Source organism: Chroococcidiopsis sp., assembly GCF_051657925.1.
Classification (GTDB): domain Bacteria; phylum Cyanobacteriota; class Cyanobacteriia; order Cyanobacteriales; family Chroococcidiopsidaceae; genus Chroococcidiopsis.
Genome location: NZ_JBOFLP010000191.1, coordinates 1 through 17,057 on the forward strand (window position 1 = coordinate 1; position 17,057 = coordinate 17,057).

The window sequence follows — 17,057 nt, forward strand, 5'->3', positions numbered from 1 at the left end:
AGTGTCCGTGCGAAGGCGCAAAGGGTGCTTAGCGTCTTTGCGTCTTTGCGTGACAATAAACATCTCCAACTTCGTATGGAAACTAGACCTACCATATACATAGCCATCACCAACCACGGATTCGGACATGCTACCCGCACCGCCTCACTTGCAGCGAAGATCCAGCAGTTGTGTCCCGATATCTTACTCATCATGGTGACAACCGCACCCCGATGGTTGCTGGAATCTTACATAGAAGGAGATTTCATTTATCGTCCCCGCGCCTTCGATTTGGGTGTAATACAGTCGGATAGCCTAACGATGGACAAAGCCGCCACGTTAGAAAAGCTACAGCAAATCCGCAAACAAGAACGCTCGATAATTGCCTCAGAAGTTAACTTTATCCGTCAAAATCGCGTCAATCTGATCCTTGCCGATATCCCTCCTTTGGCAGTAGCGATCGCCCATGCCGCAGGTATTCCCTGTTATATGAGTAGTAACTTTGGATGGGACTTCATTTATCGCGATTGGGGAGGTGAATTTGTGGAATTTGCCGATTGGATGGGCAAGCATTACGCGCAATGCGATCGCCTATTTCGGTTACCTTTCCACGAACCGATGAGTGCTTTTCCCAATATTACCGATGTCGGTTTAACTGGTGGTTCGCCCCGCCATGCGATCGACACGCTACGATCTAATTGGGGTATTAGTACCCCAGTCGAAGAAACTATTCTACTCACTTTTGGTGGTTTAGGTCTACAACAAATTCCGTTTGAAAATCTCCAACTTTTCCCCGATTGGCAATTCCTCACTTTTGATGCTAAGGCTCCAAACTTACCAAATTTAATCAAAATTACTGACCAAAAATTACGCCCAGTTGATTTTATGCCCCTCTGTGGCAGAGTTATTTCTAAACCAGGTTACGGTACTTTTGCTGAAGCAGTTGGCGTGGGAATTCCTATAGTTACCCTGACTCGTGAAGACTTTGCCGAAGCTCAATTTTTAGTTGATGGAATTGCGAATTACTCTTACCATCAAATTCTCAACACAGAACAATTCTTTCAAAGTCACTGGGGATTTTTCCACCAACCTCCACAACCGCCTCGACAATCTCAACCTATAGCAAAAGACGGCAACGAAGCGATCGCCCAAGCCGTGCTTGAAGTGGTAAGTCGTAACTCGTAAGTCGGAGAATTAACTGTTCACTGATAACTGCTCCCTACTCCCTGCTCCCTGCTCCCTGCTCCCTTATAACTGACCATGCACCAACATATTCTCAGACTTTCTACTGCTGGTAAATCTTTTACCAATATTACAGCTAAAGTTGAAGCAATTGTGGCTCAATCTGGTGTGGAAACTGGACTGTGTAGTTTATTTTTACGCCATACTTCTGCAAGTTTAGTGATTCAAGAAAATGCCGATCCTGATGTACTGCAAGATTTAGCAAACTTCATGGCAAAACTCGTACCAGAATCAGCGAATTACATCCACAATGCTGAAGGTGCAGATGATATGCCCGCCCACATTCGCACAGCCCTAACTCACACTTCCGAACAAATTCCCATTTCCAGGGGACAATTATTATTAGGAACCTGGCAGGGAATTTACATTTGGGAACACCGCCAACGCAGCCATATTAGAGAACTCGTCGTTCATATTGCTTAATAAGTCGTAAGTCGTAAATCGTAAGTCGTAAGTCGTAAGTCGTAAGTCAGAAATAAGCAGTTTATCTCTCACCGCTTACCAATTATCAACTACCAACTACCAACTACCAATTACCAACTACCAATCGCAATGAAAATCTCAGATTTAATAAATTGGTTTGAAAATTGGGCAAATCCTGCTTGGCAAGAAAGTTGGGATAATTCTGGTTGGCAGATTGAACCAGGAGTATTAGAGCAACCTGCAAGGGTACTGGTATGCTTGACACCAACTCTAGCAGTGATGCAAGAGGCGATCGCACTACAAAAATCGGGTATTCCAGTCAATCTAATTTTTGCCCATCATCCACTAATTTTTAGTCCACTGAAATCTTTGTGTAGTGGAAATGCGATCGCGGACATGACGCGCCTAGCTTTTCGTCACCACATCGGCATTTATACAGCTCATACTAACTTTGACCAAGTAGCAGACGGTACTGCTGACGTGCTAGCGCAATTATTACAACTCAAGCAAGTCACGCCGATCGTACCGACACAGCCAGAACTAGGCTACGGTCGCGTGGGAGAGATTAATCCTTCCCGAACTTTGCAAGAATTGTTACAACAAATTCAAACGGCACTGAACCCTCCCGATCTGCTTTTCTCTCCTACGGCAGATTTACAAAAACCAATTGAGCGAGTAGCTGTTGTAGGTGGGTCTGGTGCTAGTTTTATTTCGGCTGTAGTCAAAACAGGGGCGCACGCTTATTTAACTTCCGATTGTAAGTTTCATCAATTTCAAGAAAGTCGCGATCGCGGTCTAATTCTGATTGATGCCGGACACTACGCTACCGAACGTCCAGCTTGCGATCGATTGGTGACAAAGCTTCAAACTGCTGGGGTGGAATGGGCGCAACTCAGTCAGCAAGACGAAGATTTTCGGCTTTTTTACAAAGGCTAGCAGCCACTAAGCACAAACGCCTCCGCGATCTTACGTAAATTCCAGCCAAGATCGTTATATATTTTTACATATACTTGAAAATTTTGTATCTTATTTTACAATCTATCTGAGATCGAGCAAGTAATCTAAACAGTATAAATCAATACGTTTATCAAGACAGTAAGAGTTTAAGCAACTTCCGCAAACAATTCTTACTAATTTTCGTCAGCAGCATCTTACATACATACACTATTTCTACTAACTTTGCCGCTTTAAGTTTAAATACTTAAAGCAAGATTTGATTTTTTAAAATCAATTCACCGCACTGATTGTCAACAAATTCTTACACAATATCAAAATAATTTGTCATGACTAATTTGCGGAAGTTTGGTAGGAGCTGTTGTAGTATTCCGGCAGACTCAATCGGATAAATTCACTAGTTGCATAAAAGCGATCGCTTGCATAGACAAGCGAAGAATTTTGCTGTGACATAGCAATAGCTATGTCAAAACTATAAGTTTAATATTCGAGTAGGTGGGAACGATATGTCAGTAGTCTTCAATCTTGATGCTAAGAAAGACGCTCGAATTTTATTATTATCTTTGCGAAAGATGAAATTTCATGTTGCTCGCTGTTATTTGTACGAGCTAGAAGATTTGATTTGTGAATTTGATTCAGCCGATATACTTACACCAGTTTTTAATCCCGAATTGTTCAAAGTTACTAATAGAATTGCTAATACTGCGGCTCAAGCTGTTGGTAGTAGTAAAATCATCAATCCATTATTCAAGCACTTCAATCTCGATAAAGAGTATGAATTATTTTTTGTCATCTGCCAGTCTCCTCTAGACATCCTTACAATAAATTCAATTAAAAATTGGCGAAACAAATGCCGTAAAGTAGTAGTTTGGCTCGATGAAATTTGGGCAAAAGATATTGAGAAATGGAAAGTTCAGTTGAGTGTTCTTCAAGAATTTGACTATATTTTCATGAACTTTAGCCAAAGTATTGAGGGAGTCACTAAAATAATTCAGCATCCTTGTGAATACATTCCATTTGGGATTGATGCAATTAAGTTCTGTCCTTATCCGCTCAACAGAGAACGCAGCGTCGATCTTTATAGTGTTGGTCGCCGATCGCAAGTCACGCATCAAGCTTTATTAGATTTGTCTGAAAGAGTTAATTTTTTTTACATCTATGAAACTATCAAAGATCTATACACGATCGATCATCGATATCACCGAAGTTTGTATAAGAATATTTTAAAAAAGAGTCGTTATTTTATTGCCAATCGCGCCAAAATTGACGATACAAATGCAACTGGCGATCAACAAGAAGTAGGCGCACGCTTTTTTGAAGGTGCAGCAGCAGGAACAGTCATGCTAGGAGTTCCCCCTGAATGCGAATCCTTTACTCGAAATTTTGACTGGGAGGATGCAGTCATTAAAGTTTCTTACGATGCCCCTAATATAGCTGAAATTCTTGCCGCGCTTGACTCCCAGCCCGATCGTTTGCAAAAAATACGTACTGATAATGTCATCAACTCACTCTTAAAACACGATTGGGTTTACCGTTGGGAAACAATTTTAGCTACGGTCGGACTCAATAGTACGCCAGCAATGATGACTCGGAAAGCTCATCTACAGAACTTAGTCGAGAGAATACTGACCCGAAAAAATAGCGAGGAGCGATCGGCTCATTACTCAGACCGGATTCACAAGCAAGAAAGAACGCAGATGCCAGTTGCTTGAATCAGTTCTCAGTTATCAATGGTCAGTTATCAGCGACCAGTGAAGAAAGGGAGCGCACGAGCAGCGACAAATGACAAATGACCAGTCAAATGGCGCAAAAGAGCGAGGAAGATTTATAGAAAACCCTGATTTTTCTCTATTCAAGCTGATGAGATGCTAAAGAATGAGTTAAAATTGATTAAAATAGATTGAGCTGATAAAGTCGAGTTTTCTCGAACTGACGCTTAGAAGGATGCCACTCAAACCGAGGAGGCAGAGGGAAAGGCATAATTCATTCAAGTAAACGTCTAGCGCAAAGGTGGTACAAAAATTTTCAACTTGCTTAATGCATGTAGCGCGGTCGATAGCCACTGATATCGGTCGGAGTGCGAGGATAAGCGAAACGCTGCTAATGACAGATGAAGTCTCTAATAAGCTTCTTTGTGTCCGCTAGACTCAGTAGTAGTTTCAATCAATAGCTGGCGGCCGAAATATAATATGGAACTGAAATACAAGCAAAAACTGAGATACAAACATATAATTGCCAAATTGGAGTAAAGTTAAGTAACTCAAACTGGGTATTATATAGTAGGGTTTAGCCCAACAGTCCACAGGTATAACGACGTTGAGAAAGGTAGAAGCAATAAATGCTACACCGCAAGATTTATCAACTGTGTTGCGATGGGCGTGAAGTATGTATCTTCTTGCGGGATCAGCAACGCTGGATCGAGAAAGCCCGCATCATCGATATCGAAGGCGATTTAGTCACCCTCAGATATGAAACTGAAGAAGAGGACGAAATCTGTTCTTGGGAGGAGATGGTTCGCCTAGAAAGCATTGGCGCAGTGACTCAGAAGCTAGCTTCTGTACCGCGAGGCAATGCCGAACCCTTAGTTTCTGACGACTGCCCTGAAGCAGAGCGCATTCGCAATCGCTTTACTGATTCTAATCCTGAATAAGTTCTAATAAGTAAAGGCGTTTTAGATAACGCCTTTACTTGTTTTATTCGTCTTGGCGTTCGTAGGCAGGGCAGTAGCCATCCGGTGTAACCTTGAAGCCAAATAAGGGTGATTCTGGGTTCCAACAGCGCTGTCCGCGCTGGAACTTGCAGGTAGCGCAGCAGTTCAAGTCCGTCCAGGCTAAGCGATCGCCATTTTGGTTCATCAACTCGCGGGGCGACAAGCCCCGCAAAACTAGGTCTTCACCTTGCCAGCGAGCTTCCACTAAGCCTGTATCGGCAAAATTGCGCCAGCGAGGATCGGCGGTAATGGCATCAGGCAAGGTAATAGTTACGACAGTACCTAATTCGTTAAGTTCTCCTTCATAATTCGTTTCTGGAGCAGCTGGTTGAACGAAAACATCGCCGATGGGTAAATCGACAAGCGTGCCAACGGCTGGAGAATGTAAGTGGTAGCGGTTGCGTAATTCTTCCAGGCTAGCTAGGTCGGCTAGATAAGTTGGCGCGCCATGAACGAAAATCACGTGCTTCGGTCGCAGGTTGTGAATGAGCTGAGTCGTGCCAGGACCGTCGCTGTGCTGTGCTAGCAGGTAGGTTTCTACCTCTACCAGGGGTGAGGAGTGAGGAGTGAGGAGTGAGGGTTGAAACTCGTTAGGATGCCCAGGATTTTCAGGTAGAAGAACTAACCAGGGTCCCGTGTTGGGTTGGCAGTATTGACTTAAATCGGTAACATTATCTGCGATCGCGATACAGGGCGATTGACCGACAATTCCTCGCTGTTCGAGTGGTAGGCGACGGACTCGCGGGCGTACCTTTTCATCCCAAAATAAAGATTGATGTTTGGCAAAGTTTTGTACTGCTGTGGGGAAATGTGGTAGTAATTCTAAATAGGCATCGCAGCCCTGAGCCACACTGCCATCAACCCAAATATCGAGGTTGCGTCCGGTAAAGTTGTGATGGCTGCGCAACAGCATGAGAATTTCCTGACCTAGACCTAGAGTCGATGTAGGCAAAAGGACAGAATACGAACTGGCGATCGCCCGATTAATTCTTTCAGCCAGTTGATTTTCTTGGTTGCGACGGTGCGGATGACGTGCCGTGCCGTAGGTTCCTTCGATAATTAATACATCTGGTTCTAAACCGCGTAACTCCTCTAAAGGTAAACCTTCCACCAGGCGAGAGTTAGATAAGAAAAAGTCCCCCGTGTAAAACACTGTATAAGTGCGCCGTCCAGTCGTGTAGGTAAGGAGTATAGCTGCTGCCCCTGGTAAGTGTCCGGCAGGGTATAATTCAGCCGTCAATCCATCCTGAAATTCCACAGGCGATCGCCAAGGTAGCGCTTGACAAAATTGCGGTATCTTTCCATCCTCATCTAACCAATTCAGCGGTAGCAGACGAGTTGTTGCTTCGCTAGCATAAATTGGCAGTTGCGGAAAGGCACGATGCAGGGATAGTAAACCTTTAGCATGATCGGGATGAGCGTGACTGCATAAAACTAGGTCTACTGGCGAGTTGGTAGCGACAAGTGAACCATGAGACTTAGGCTGTTCTAGCCCCAATTGTAAAACAGAGATGTCCGTCAATCCGCAATCGAGCAGAATGCGGTACGGTCCCATCTTGACCATCAAACAGACACCTTCGTCCTCATGCTTCACACCATAGGGAAAGCATTCTAGTTCTGAATTTGCTTCCCCTACAGGCATAGAGGATGCTGACATGCGATCGCTCATCTTCCCCTCCACTCGAACCTAATGCCGCTGTTGGAGCGCAGCGATAAATATGAAACGATGAATTGTAGGATAATTAGGTCATGAATGAAGCGAGCAGCGAATAGAAACTAGTGGTTAGGGAGTCGGGAGTCGGGGAAGAAAGCTGAGGGAGCTGAGGGAGCAATTCAAAATTCATGCATTCAAGATTCAAAATTGCCTACACCCTACACCCTACACCCTACACCCTTTCTTCACTGATAACTGGTCACCGGTCACTGTTAATGGGCAGAGCCGTTACCGTGGTAGTTGTCTGAATCGTAAAATCCGTTTTTCGTGCCAAAAAATAGGCAACAAACAGTAAATACAACCGTTAATCCTACTAAGACAAGTTTGATATCCATTTCGTGACTCTTCCTCTCTTTAATCTCGACAAGCACAAGGATCTGAAGTCGAGAGACTTCTACCCTGGGGATATTAGCAGAGCGCGATCGGGCGATCGCTAACAGCCTTCATCCGTTTAATTGTAAATAAATAACTGCTGGTAAATTGACTCTCTTTCATCAGATTTTAGAACCTTCTACCCTAACCCGTCCATCTACTGAAGTTGCACCAGCATTACTTGGCTGCAATTTAGTTAGGCAATTGCCGTCTGGACAAATTCTCAGGGGAGCGATCGTCGAAACAGAAGCTTATGCGCCTGGAGATCCAGCTTTTCATGCCTATCGGCGTGTCACCCCACGCAATCAAGTTGTATTTGGCATGGCAGGGAGAGCATACGTGTATCAAATCTATGGCATGTACCACTGCCTGAATGTCGTCACGGACTGCGAAGGAATTCCTAGTGCTGTACTCATTCGCGCTTTACAACTGGAGTGCTTGCCTAGTGGCTGGGAAATCGGCAGTAAAGAAAATTTGCACCGTCTAGCGGCTGGACCAGGTAAACTATGTCGTATTTTGCAGATCGACCGCGGCTTAAACGGAACTATATTACAACCAGGACAACCGCTATGGCTCGAACAACGTCAGCATGAATTTAAGATCGTCCAGACAACGCGGATCGGACTATCTCAAGGTGTAGATCTCCCTTGGCGGTGGTACGTGCAGGGTTGTCCGGCTGTTTCTAAAGTTTAACTATGACATGTAGCATTTGTAACAATTAGCGCAGTCGCATTTGAGCAAAAACCCAAAAAACTTGTATAATCCTCATCTAAACATCAAATATCTACATAAAAGAGGATTGACAAATCTATGGCACGTAGTAGTGGCGGCGGTTTGTGGGCGGATTTTCGCAAGTTTATCATGCGCGGCAATGTCATTGACTTGGCAGTTGCAGTTGTTATCGGTGGCGCATTTGGCAAAATCGTTACCTCTTTCGTAGAAGATATTATTACGCCCGTAATTCTCAATCCGGCATTGCAGGCTGCTAACGTTCAAGATTTACAAAATTTATCAGTCAACGGCATCAAATACGGTGTGTTTTTAGCAGCTGTTCTCAACTTTTTAGTCATTGCTCTTTGCCTTTTCTTAATCATCCGTGCCTTTGAAAAAGCCCAGCGCCGATTTTTCCGCAGTCCAGAAGCTGCTGAAGCCGCACCACCCGATCCCACTGTTATTGCCCAAGAGAGATTGACAGGAGCATTAGATCGCCTGACGACCACAATTGAGACTCGGAACTTGGGTTAATCCCGCGTTGAGCAGGATAAACATAGTTGCGATCGCACCCCTATCTCATAAGATCCAAAGCTTGTAAAATTGCAGTATTACTGGGCTTTTAGCCTACCAGAAATGCCTGTTGGCTAAAAGCCCAGCACAAAACGTCAGTTGGCTTTTAGCCGACCAGAAATGTTTATAAAAAAACTAATTGTTTTAACTCTTACTCATGACCGTTGCTGCAAATACTGCTACGGGACTAGGTTCCCGCTTGGTAAACACCGTGCTGGCAATTCAGCCTCTAGCTAGCTTAGCTAAGCATCAAGCACGGCAAATGATGGTGAAACGAGCAGAGAAAATTGGCGTACCCTGGACAAAAACAGTCCGAGAATTACGCTCTCAAGAATGGGAAAGCCACTGGCAACAGGTATACAATCCTCAATTGCAATATCCCGAGTATTATTGCTGCTCTTTCCACGCTTACGAACAAGGCAATCTCAGTTGGGATGCAGCTTTTGAGGTAGAAGTCGCTGCGCGTGCCGTTCATGCAGGAATTTGGTCTGATGCAGGCGCGGCTGGCGATGCTAAACTTCGTCAGAGCTATCATGAAATCGTCAAAAGCCAACTTCCTCACAACCCACAAGCAATTCTTGATGTAGGCTGTAGCGTGGGTATGAGTACATTTGCTCTAAAATCACTCTATCCCCAAGCAAAAATTACTGGTTTAGACTTATCACCCTATTTTCTTGCCGTTGCCCATCAGCGATCGCAGCAGCAAAACCAGAGCGAAATCGAATGGGTACACGCTGCTGCAGAAGCAACAGGACTACCAGAGGCAAATTACGATCTCGTTTCGATTTTTCTCGTCTGTCACGAATTGCCTCAGTCAGCCACGCGGCAGATATTGCAGGAGATGCAGCGGTTATTGCGTCCAGGCGGATATTTGGCAATTATGGACATGAATCCCCAGTCAGCAATCTATGCCCAGATGCCACCCTACATCTTGACGCTACTCAAAAGTACCGAGCCATATCTAGACGAATATTTCACGTTGGATATTGCTCAAGCAATCGTAGCAGCAGGTTTCCATCCACCTACTGTCACCTGCAACAGCCCCCGCCACCGGACGATTGTGTCTCAGGTGAGAAGTTAGATGCTAGCAGAGGGAACAAGGGAGAGAAGAGAGCAGAGGAAGCACAGCAGACTAGGAGCAAAGGAGAAATAACTTACTGGTCAGGAGCCACTGGTCACTGATAACTGATAACTGGTCACTGTTAAATGCAGTTATTCCAGCACTATTGCTACTGATTTATTACTATCGTCGGGCAACTGCACCACCTCCCCTGTTTCCATTACTACTGTGCTTCGGTTGGGGCGCAATATTTGGTAGTATCGCTCTGGGTCTAGAGTGGATATTCGAGCATCTCACCAGCCAATGGGAAGATTGGCAAAGATTTACTCGCACTCTTGCTGGTGTAGCTGTACGTCAGTTGGTGTTTATTGCCCCAATTGAAGAGGGATGTAAGTTAGCCGGAGTCATTACTTTTCAATGGTTGGCAGGACGTAGAGGTAACGGGCGATCGCCTGCTCTCTCGATTTTTATACAGACGATCGCGATCGCTTTAGGATTCACTGCTCAAGAAAGCTGGGTTTATTTATCTAACGGTGTAGCAACTGTATTCGATCGCGCGATCGGTACTCCCATTCATGCTATGTTCTCAGCAACTTTTGGCTATGCCCTGGCAAGGGAGCAGGGAGCGCTTCGGTGCAGGGAGCAGAGGGGCAGGGGAGCAACTACCAACTACCAACTACCAACTACCAATCACCAATTACCAATTACCAATTACCACCACACCACGCACCACTTCCTAATAAACGCTATTATCTGCCACGCCCTAGTTAATATATTTTCTAGTGCTTGGCGCTACAATCCACCAATAAATCTTTTGAGCTACTTACTATTTCCATTTTTGCTCTGGCTGTTTTGGCGCATGGAAGAATGTTGGCGGCGGGTGCAGCATCAGCCATCAATTATCCTTATTTCTGGCATGACAGCTATCCATCGCCACTGGCAAAGAGGTTTGGTTTTGTTTACTCTGATGCTTGGTGGTAATGCAATTTTTGGCTTTTTTCTGCTTGTCAGAACTCTTAGCCCTTTACATCCCGTCCAGCTACTCGAACCAGATATTTTCTGGTTCATCGCGAGTCGCTTGGTACTCAATTCGATTCCTGGAGCGATCGCCTGGGGTATTTATCGGTACTTAAGGTTTGCTGCTCGCCGTCGCAATTTATCATGAGACTATTTAGAAAAATTATTTATAAAACTTCGCAATCATTTAACATAATTAACAAGACGTATCGATTTTTGTTTCAGCAAAGTATATGATGCAGGGCGGAGAGACAGAAACCCAGGTAAAGAGAGCAGCTATGGCTAACATCAAATTTGTGCAAGAAAATCGGGAGGCGATCGCCGCTGATGGGGCAAACCTCCGCATCAAAGCTCTAGAAAATGGTATCGATCTCTATACGACTTGGGGCAAAATGATGAACTGCGGCGGCTATGGTCAATGCGGTACTTGTATCGTAGAGATTGTTGAAGGTATAGAAAATCTCTCACCCCGTACTCCAGTTGAAAACAAAAAACTGAAGAAAAAGCCAGCTAACTATCGTCTTGCTTGTCAAACTTTAGTCAACGGACCAGTTAGCGTTGTTACTAAACCAAAATGAGGGAGCAGGGAGCTGAGGAAGCAGAGGGAGCAGAGGAACAGAGAAGCAATTCTAGCCACCAGCCACTAGTCACTGATAACTGACAACTGATAACTGATAACCGATCGCTGGTCGCTGACTCGCCCCTCCCTCTGTGTCACGCATTGATGATATCCTGAAAGAGTCAAACCCCCGTATAAAAGAGGCTTTCTGGCGATGCAAGTAAACGATTTAGGCTTTGTGGCAAGCATCTTATTTGTGCTAGTTCCATCTGTATTTTTAATCATTCTTTACATCCAAACCGCTAGCCGCGAAGGAAAAAAAGATTAATCATCACTGGTTTGTCAATTGCTTTGAATCAAAAACAAAACCTCTGTAGAAAGAACTACAGAGGTTTTTAGTTATTAGTTCACGGGGTGTAGGATTGAATTGTGACTTGTGACATGTTTTGCTTTGCGACTTTCTCTTCTCGCTCTTCAACCAACCGTCCGCGCTAACAGCACGGGACATGTAGCATTGACACGAACGTAATCTGATAGCGACGAGCCGATTAAGCGATCGATGTCAACAAAACTTTTAGCCACAGAAGGACGGCGATCGGGTGAACCCAGCATTAGTAAGTCTACAGACATATCTTCAGCTAAGCGGCAAATTTCTTCGCCTGGCTTGCCCATACTAGTGACGCAGCGGGTTTGCACTCCTTGCTTTTTCGCTTCAGCGATCGCCCCAGCCAAAACTGGATCTTTTTCTGCTGCTGCTAGGGTGACTTCTTCTTGTTTCCCGCTCAGATTCTTATTCACGTATGCTAAGACTAGCTGACTGCCTTTAATATCTCTCAGCAAAAATAGTGCTAACTGCAAGCATTGTTTTGCCGCATCAGAACCGTCATAAGCTACCATGATGCGGTTGATTTTTTTTACGTAAATGTCATCCTTCACCAGCAACATAGGACGCGAGGATAACTGAAATACGTATTGACTGACAGAGTTAGATAAAATTGCTTGCAACCGCTTGAGTCCTCGCGAACCCATAATAATTAAGTCAGCATCAATCTCATCTGCTACTTGACATACTACGTCTTTGGGTTCTCCCTGTCGCAGCATAGTGATAGTTCGACTAGGATCTAACCCTAAGTACTCCACAGCATTGGCGATAATTTTATTACCTTCCTCTAGCTTGGTTGTCATTCCAGCAGAAGTTGCTTGGGAAGGAACTACATGTAAAACAGTTACTTTTGCCTGTGCGATCGATGGGATCTCTTTCAAATTCTTGAGCATTTCTTCTGCGTGTCCCAGACCTGAGACAGCAAGCAAAATTTTTTCAATCATTGATTTAACCCGGTAGTGAATTGCGTCTAGTTTTTATACTTTTTAATGGATGAGTGGGTTAGAATTTGCTTTTTTCAGTTAGCTCAAGCAGCTTAGCAAGCCATCATCTCTTACTTATTATTCTTAAGCATAACGGTCATGCTGCTGCAAAAATTTTGACAATTTGTTATCTTCTTTAAAGATAGATAAACTATTATTTAAGTTGGCTTATATATTACATAGAAAAAAGTATTTTAAAATTTGTTAAGGTTGAGGATGAGAAGATCGCAAAATCCGATCGCTTCAACTGTTGTTTCTCCCCGAGCGGCAGGAGCATGAAGATCGCTTCAAATTTGTGCTTGAACTGACACTAATAACAATCATCGCGCTGACTAGGTTTAGTTCAAAGCAAGTGGAAAGTAAACTTTTGAGTGACACTATTTCAACTGTCACTCAGATGGGCTGTAGAGCTGTGTAGCAAATTTTGCTGAAGCTTGGATGGAGATTGGATTGAGATAAGATTGTTTGGATTTTATTAATCTTTTTTTAGATTGAGTATTGCACTATTCGAGAACGGAGTTAAACTAAATATGAAGTATCTTAATCTACAGATACTAGTAAACTAGCTGTACCGCGATCGCAAGACGAAGGTAACAGTTGAGTATATAGATTGATTAAAGGTGTGAGGAAAAAAAGGAATATGTCTAGGTTATTGTGGAAAACCGTTATTCTCAGCCCAGCGTGGCTGACTGCCGCACTCGCAGTTTCAACATCTGCGATCGCTACTACGCCAAACAGCGCCCCAGCAGTTTCAGGACTTAATGCTGCTATTGAAGCCAAAGAGACAAGTATTGTCAATAGTGGCGTTACAAAAACACAGGGAACGCTAATCGCACAACAAGTGCCAACTGCCCCTGCTGCCCCTGAAACTGACAATACAATTTCCGAAATCAACCGTTATGGGAATGAAGGTCGCGGCGATCGCAACAATATCGCGCAAGTCACCTCAGTTTCTCAACTATCGGACGTGCAGCCTACAGATTGGGCATTCCAAGCCTTGCAATCTTTGGTAGAACGCTACGGCGTGATTGCAGGTTATCCTGATGGCACGTTTCGAGGTAACCGTGCCATGACTCGTTATGAGTTTGCCGCAGGTTTGAACGCCGCCCTCGATCGCGTTAACGAATTGATTGCTGCTGGAACAGCCGATCAAGTCCGCAAGGAAGACTTAGCTACCCTGCAAAGATTGCAAGAAGAATTCTCTGCGGAACTGGCAACTCTGCGCGGACGGGTAGACAGTCTAGAAGCTAACGTCGCAGAACTAGAGGCAAATCAGTTCTCGACCACTACTAAACTCGTGGGCGAAGTGATTGCTGCTGTCAGCGATGCTTTCGGCGGAGATACCGATGCGAATACCGTTTTCCAGGATCGGGTGCGGTTGGACTTCCAAACCAGTTTCACTGGTAGCGATATCCTTCACACTCGTTTATCAGCTGGTAATGCGACCCGCTTAGATGTGGGTGAAGATACTTACCAAAACACTCTTACTTTCAACCCAGCAGACAACGGTAACGATGTTGTTGTAGATTGGGCAGCTTACGATTTTAAACTCCCAATTGGCGAAAACTCCAGAGCCTATCTAGCCGCAGCAGGAGGCGTTCACGCTGACTACGCTCCTACCAACAACCCCTTCTTTGAAGACTTTGATGGTGGTCGTGGGGCAATATCTACCTTCGCTTCCGAAAACCCGATCTATCGGATTGGTGGTGGGGCAGGTTTGGGTATTAACATCGCTCCTTTTGGTGAAGCCAGTGGTTTTAAACCTAGTATCACAGCTGGATATTTTGCCAGAAATGCTCAAGATCCAAGTCAAGGGGCTGGCTTGTTTAACGGTGATTATGCCGCACTAGGACAGTTGAACTTCAACTTTGGCGATCGCATCGCCCTAGCAGCAACTTACGTCAACGCTTACAATACTGGAGCTTCCCTGGGTAATCTCGATCCAGATGACGATGAAAACTCCGATATCTTTAATTACGCCGGTAGTACTGGTGTTGTTGGTACGCTGGAAGCAAACAATCCTTCCAGGCTTTTAGGTGCCGCTGTGGGCGCTGATACTGTCCCAATCTCCTCTAACTCCTACGGTCTTTCTGGTTCTTTCAGATTAAGCGACACTATCTCGATCAGCGGCTTCGGCTCTTACACCAACGCTACTCTCATTGGTCGTGGTAATGGTGATATCTGGTCATTTGGTGGCGGTGTAGCTTTCTCTGACCTGGGTAAAGAAGGTAACTTGTTAGGTATTTTTGCTGGCGTGCAACCAACATTAACGTCTCTAGATGCTCCTGGTGTCAGAGATTTCAGTAATGAATATGGACTCCACGTTGAAGGCTTCTACCGCTACCAACTTACCGATAATATTTCCGTCACTCCTGGTGTGATTTGGCTCAACCGAGTTGGTCAAACTGGCAGCGATGAAGATGCAATCATCGGTACGCTTCGCACAACATTTAACTTCTAGGTTTTGGTGACCGACTCATTTGAGTGACTCTTAGTTCTGGAATCAGTCGTTTTCTCAATCATCATACCCCGCGATCGCAGCGGGGTTTTTTGTTGGTCATTCGTCATTTGTCTTTTGTCATTTGATGAACCCCTTGACAAATCACAAGTGACAAATCACAAATCTATCAAACCCCAGTGGAGAACCGGGGTATAATAGAGAAGTTAAGACCATAAATTAAAATATCCTTCAACTTCTTGGAACTAGCTTGTGGAACTGTCGTGTAAATCAGAATATGCTCTGCTTGCCCTCTCGGAGCTAGCAGCTCGCTACCAAAGCGGTGAACCCTTGCAAATTCGGCAAATAGCAGCTCAACAAAACATTCCAGACCGCTACTTAGAGCAACTACTAGCAACCTTAAGACGCGGTGGTATAGTCAAAAGCCAACGGGGAGCCAAGGGAGGCTATATCCTAGCGCGAGAACCTTGGAAAATTACTTTACTAGAGGTTTTGGTCTGCCTAGAAGGTATAGAAGCAAGAGCTACTGAAGAAGAAAGTAAGCCTAGAACGTTAGAAACTGCTGTTGTGCATGAGATTTGGCATGAAGCGCGACAAGCGGCAAATATGGTTTTGCAGCAGCATACCTTACAAAATCTTTGCGAACAGATAGCTGCCAGACGACAACTCGATATTATGTACTATATCTGATTGCCAGTGAGTAATGAGTAGTGAGTAGTGGAATTACTATTGCCGCTCGCGAATGATAAATGACAACTGACAAAGGACAAACTATGCGTATTGCCCAAAATATTACAGAACTCATCGGTCGTACTCCTCTAGTACAGTTGAATCGTATTCCGCAAGCTGAAGGTTGTGTTGCCCAAATTGTCGTAAAACTGGAAAGCATGAACCCTGCCGCTTCGGTTAAAGACCGAATTGGCATCAGCATGATTAATGCTGCCGAACAGGAGGGATTGATTACCCCTGGCAAAACGATTTTAGTCGAACCAACTTCTGGTAACACGGGTATTGCTCTGGCAATGGCAGCAGCAGCAAAGGGATATCAGTTAATTTTGACAATGCCGGAAACTATGAGTGCCGAACGTCGAGCTATGCTGCGGGCTTATGGAGCAGAGTTAGAACTGACGGCAGGCATCGAAGGGATGAGTGGTGCGATTCGGCGGGCACAAGAAATTGTGGAATCAACGCCGAATGCTTACATGTTGCAGCAATTCCGCAACCCTGCTAACCCCAAAATTCACAAAGAGACAACGGCTGAAGAAATTTGGCAAGATACAGATGGTCAGGTGGATATTTTAGTTGCTGGTGTTGGCACTGGTGGAACAATTACTGGAGTAGCGGAAGTTATTAAAGCCAGAAAACCCAGGTTTAAAGCGATCGCAGTCGAACCAGCTAACAGTCCCGTACTATCGGGAGGTCGTCCAGGACCCCACAAAATTCAAGGAATTGGAGCTGGGTTCGTACCGCAAGTCCTGAAAGTAGACTTGATTGATGAAGTCATTACCGTAACCGATGAGGAATCGATCGCCTACGGTAGGCGTTTGGCAAAGGAAGAAGGGTTGCTATCGGGGATTTCTTCTGGATCGGCTCTGGCTGCAGCAGTTCGGGTAGCTCAGCGTCCAGAAAATAAAGACAAGCTAATTGTGATGATTCAGCCCAGCTTTGGCGAACGCTACTTGAGTACGCCATTGTTTCAAGATCTTGAGCCGAGACTACCCGCCACGGTTAGTTAACGCTAAAGTGATTGAATGGTTCACTCAAATCACTACGAAACGCTCCGAATTCAACCTAATGCCAGCCAAGCGGAGATCAAATCTGCCTATCGCCACTTGGTGAAGCAATTTCATCCCGACACGAATCCTAAGACAGGCGATCGCGATCGAATTATTCAGATTAACGCTGCTTATGAAGTGTTGA

General features: G+C 44.8%; 18 protein-coding genes. 15 read left to right on the top strand and 3 right to left on the bottom strand.

Going from position 1 to position 17,057, the window contains the following annotated elements; genetic code table 11:
- Window positions 1–75: 75 nt before the first annotated feature.
- The 5 genes from ACRC32_RS15245 to ACRC32_RS15265 all read left to right on the top strand — a co-directional run bounded on the left by ACRC32_RS15245 (window position 76) and on the right by ACRC32_RS15265 (window position 5,248).
- The gene (locus tag ACRC32_RS15245; RefSeq protein ID WP_438554778.1) at window positions 76–1,164 is read left to right on the top strand and encodes a glycosyl transferase; all 1,089 of its coding nucleotides are present in this window, start codon (window positions 76–78) and stop codon (window positions 1,162–1,164) included.
- A gap of 75 nt (window positions 1,165–1,239) precedes the next feature.
- Window positions 1,240–1,644 (top strand): secondary thiamine-phosphate synthase enzyme YjbQ, encoded by a 405-nt coding sequence (locus ACRC32_RS15250; RefSeq protein WP_039713031.1) that lies wholly within the window; start codon window positions 1,240–1,242, stop codon window positions 1,642–1,644.
- Between the two features lie 129 nt (window positions 1,645–1,773).
- Window positions 1,774–2,580: a Nif3-like dinuclear metal center hexameric protein gene (locus ACRC32_RS15255; protein WP_438554769.1), complete on the top strand. Its 807-nt coding sequence runs from the start codon at window positions 1,774–1,776 to the stop codon at window positions 2,578–2,580.
- Window positions 2,581–3,104: 524 nt separating this feature from the next.
- A complete protein-coding gene (locus ACRC32_RS15260) occupies window positions 3,105–4,310 on the top strand; it encodes a glycosyltransferase family protein (RefSeq protein WP_438554770.1) in 1,206 nt (401 codons plus the stop codon).
- Between the two features lie 626 nt (window positions 4,311–4,936).
- Window positions 4,937–5,248, top strand: a complete 312-nt coding sequence (locus ACRC32_RS15265; RefSeq protein WP_015157477.1) for a DUF6679 family protein — start codon at window positions 4,937–4,939, stop codon at window positions 5,246–5,248.
- A 43-nt stretch (window positions 5,249–5,291) separates the two neighbouring features.
- Here the strand turns inward: ACRC32_RS15265 and ACRC32_RS15270 are convergent, their stop codons facing one another.
- Both ACRC32_RS15270 and ACRC32_RS15275 read right to left on the bottom strand, forming a co-directional pair.
- Window positions 5,292–6,977 (bottom strand): MBL fold metallo-hydrolase, encoded by a 1,686-nt coding sequence (locus ACRC32_RS15270; RefSeq protein WP_438554771.1) that lies wholly within the window; start codon window positions 6,975–6,977, stop codon window positions 5,292–5,294.
- Window positions 6,978–7,234: 257 nt separating this feature from the next.
- Window positions 7,235–7,357 (bottom strand): hypothetical protein, encoded by a 123-nt coding sequence (locus ACRC32_RS15275; RefSeq protein ID WP_015157479.1) that lies wholly within the window; start codon window positions 7,355–7,357, stop codon window positions 7,235–7,237.
- A 145-nt stretch (window positions 7,358–7,502) separates the two neighbouring features.
- Here ACRC32_RS15275 and ACRC32_RS15280 point away from each other — a divergent pair, with 145 nt between their 5' ends.
- The 6 genes from ACRC32_RS15280 (at window position 7,503) to psbM (ending at window position 11,642) form a co-directional block, all read left to right on the top strand.
- The gene (locus ACRC32_RS15280) at window positions 7,503–8,087 is read left to right on the top strand and encodes a DNA-3-methyladenine glycosylase (protein ID WP_438554772.1); all 585 of its coding nucleotides are present in this window, start codon (window positions 7,503–7,505) and stop codon (window positions 8,085–8,087) included.
- A gap of 117 nt (window positions 8,088–8,204) precedes the next feature.
- A complete protein-coding gene (gene mscL, locus ACRC32_RS15285) occupies window positions 8,205–8,639 on the top strand; it encodes a large conductance mechanosensitive channel protein MscL (RefSeq protein WP_438554773.1) in 435 nt (144 codons plus the stop codon).
- Between the two features lie 196 nt (window positions 8,640–8,835).
- Entirely contained in the window at window positions 8,836–9,759 is a 924-nt protein-coding gene (locus ACRC32_RS15290) for a class I SAM-dependent methyltransferase (RefSeq protein WP_438554774.1), read from the top strand.
- Between the two features lie 145 nt (window positions 9,760–9,904).
- Window positions 9,905–10,903 carry a PrsW family glutamic-type intramembrane protease gene (locus tag ACRC32_RS15295; protein ID WP_438554775.1) on the top strand — a complete coding sequence of 333 codons (999 nt, stop codon included), beginning with the start codon at window positions 9,905–9,907 and terminating at the stop codon, window positions 10,901–10,903.
- A gap of 130 nt (window positions 10,904–11,033) precedes the next feature.
- Window positions 11,034–11,333 (top strand): 2Fe-2S iron-sulfur cluster-binding protein, encoded by a 300-nt coding sequence (locus ACRC32_RS15300; protein ID WP_039714396.1) that lies wholly within the window; start codon window positions 11,034–11,036, stop codon window positions 11,331–11,333.
- 195 nt (window positions 11,334–11,528) lie between these two features.
- A complete protein-coding gene (psbM, locus tag ACRC32_RS15305) occupies window positions 11,529–11,642 on the top strand; it encodes a photosystem II reaction center protein PsbM (protein WP_015157485.1) in 114 nt (37 codons plus the stop codon).
- A 146-nt stretch (window positions 11,643–11,788) separates the two neighbouring features.
- On the opposite strand, the gene ACRC32_RS15310 is transcribed toward psbM, so the two are convergent.
- Window positions 11,789–12,640 (bottom strand): universal stress protein, encoded by an 852-nt coding sequence (locus ACRC32_RS15310; RefSeq protein ID WP_438554776.1) that lies wholly within the window; start codon window positions 12,638–12,640, stop codon window positions 11,789–11,791.
- A gap of 679 nt (window positions 12,641–13,319) precedes the next feature.
- Between ACRC32_RS15310 and ACRC32_RS15315 the strand changes: the two genes are divergently transcribed.
- From ACRC32_RS15315 to ACRC32_RS15330, 4 genes are all read left to right on the top strand, one after another.
- Window positions 13,320–15,140, top strand: coding sequence for an iron uptake porin (locus tag ACRC32_RS15315; RefSeq protein WP_438554777.1), 1,821 nt, complete (start codon window positions 13,320–13,322; stop codon window positions 15,138–15,140).
- Between the two features lie 249 nt (window positions 15,141–15,389).
- Complete coding sequence (locus ACRC32_RS15320) at window positions 15,390–15,827, top strand: RrF2 family transcriptional regulator (RefSeq protein ID WP_015157488.1); 438 nt, start codon at window positions 15,390–15,392, stop codon at window positions 15,825–15,827.
- Window positions 15,828–15,910: 83 nt separating this feature from the next.
- Window positions 15,911–16,873 carry a cysteine synthase A gene (gene cysK / locus ACRC32_RS15325; RefSeq protein WP_438554779.1) on the top strand — a complete coding sequence of 321 codons (963 nt, stop codon included), beginning with the start codon at window positions 15,911–15,913 and terminating at the stop codon, window positions 16,871–16,873.
- 15 nt (window positions 16,874–16,888) lie between these two features.
- Window positions 16,889–17,057: J domain-containing protein (locus ACRC32_RS15330; RefSeq protein ID WP_438554780.1), on the top strand; the 169-nt coding region annotated here is incomplete at its 3' end.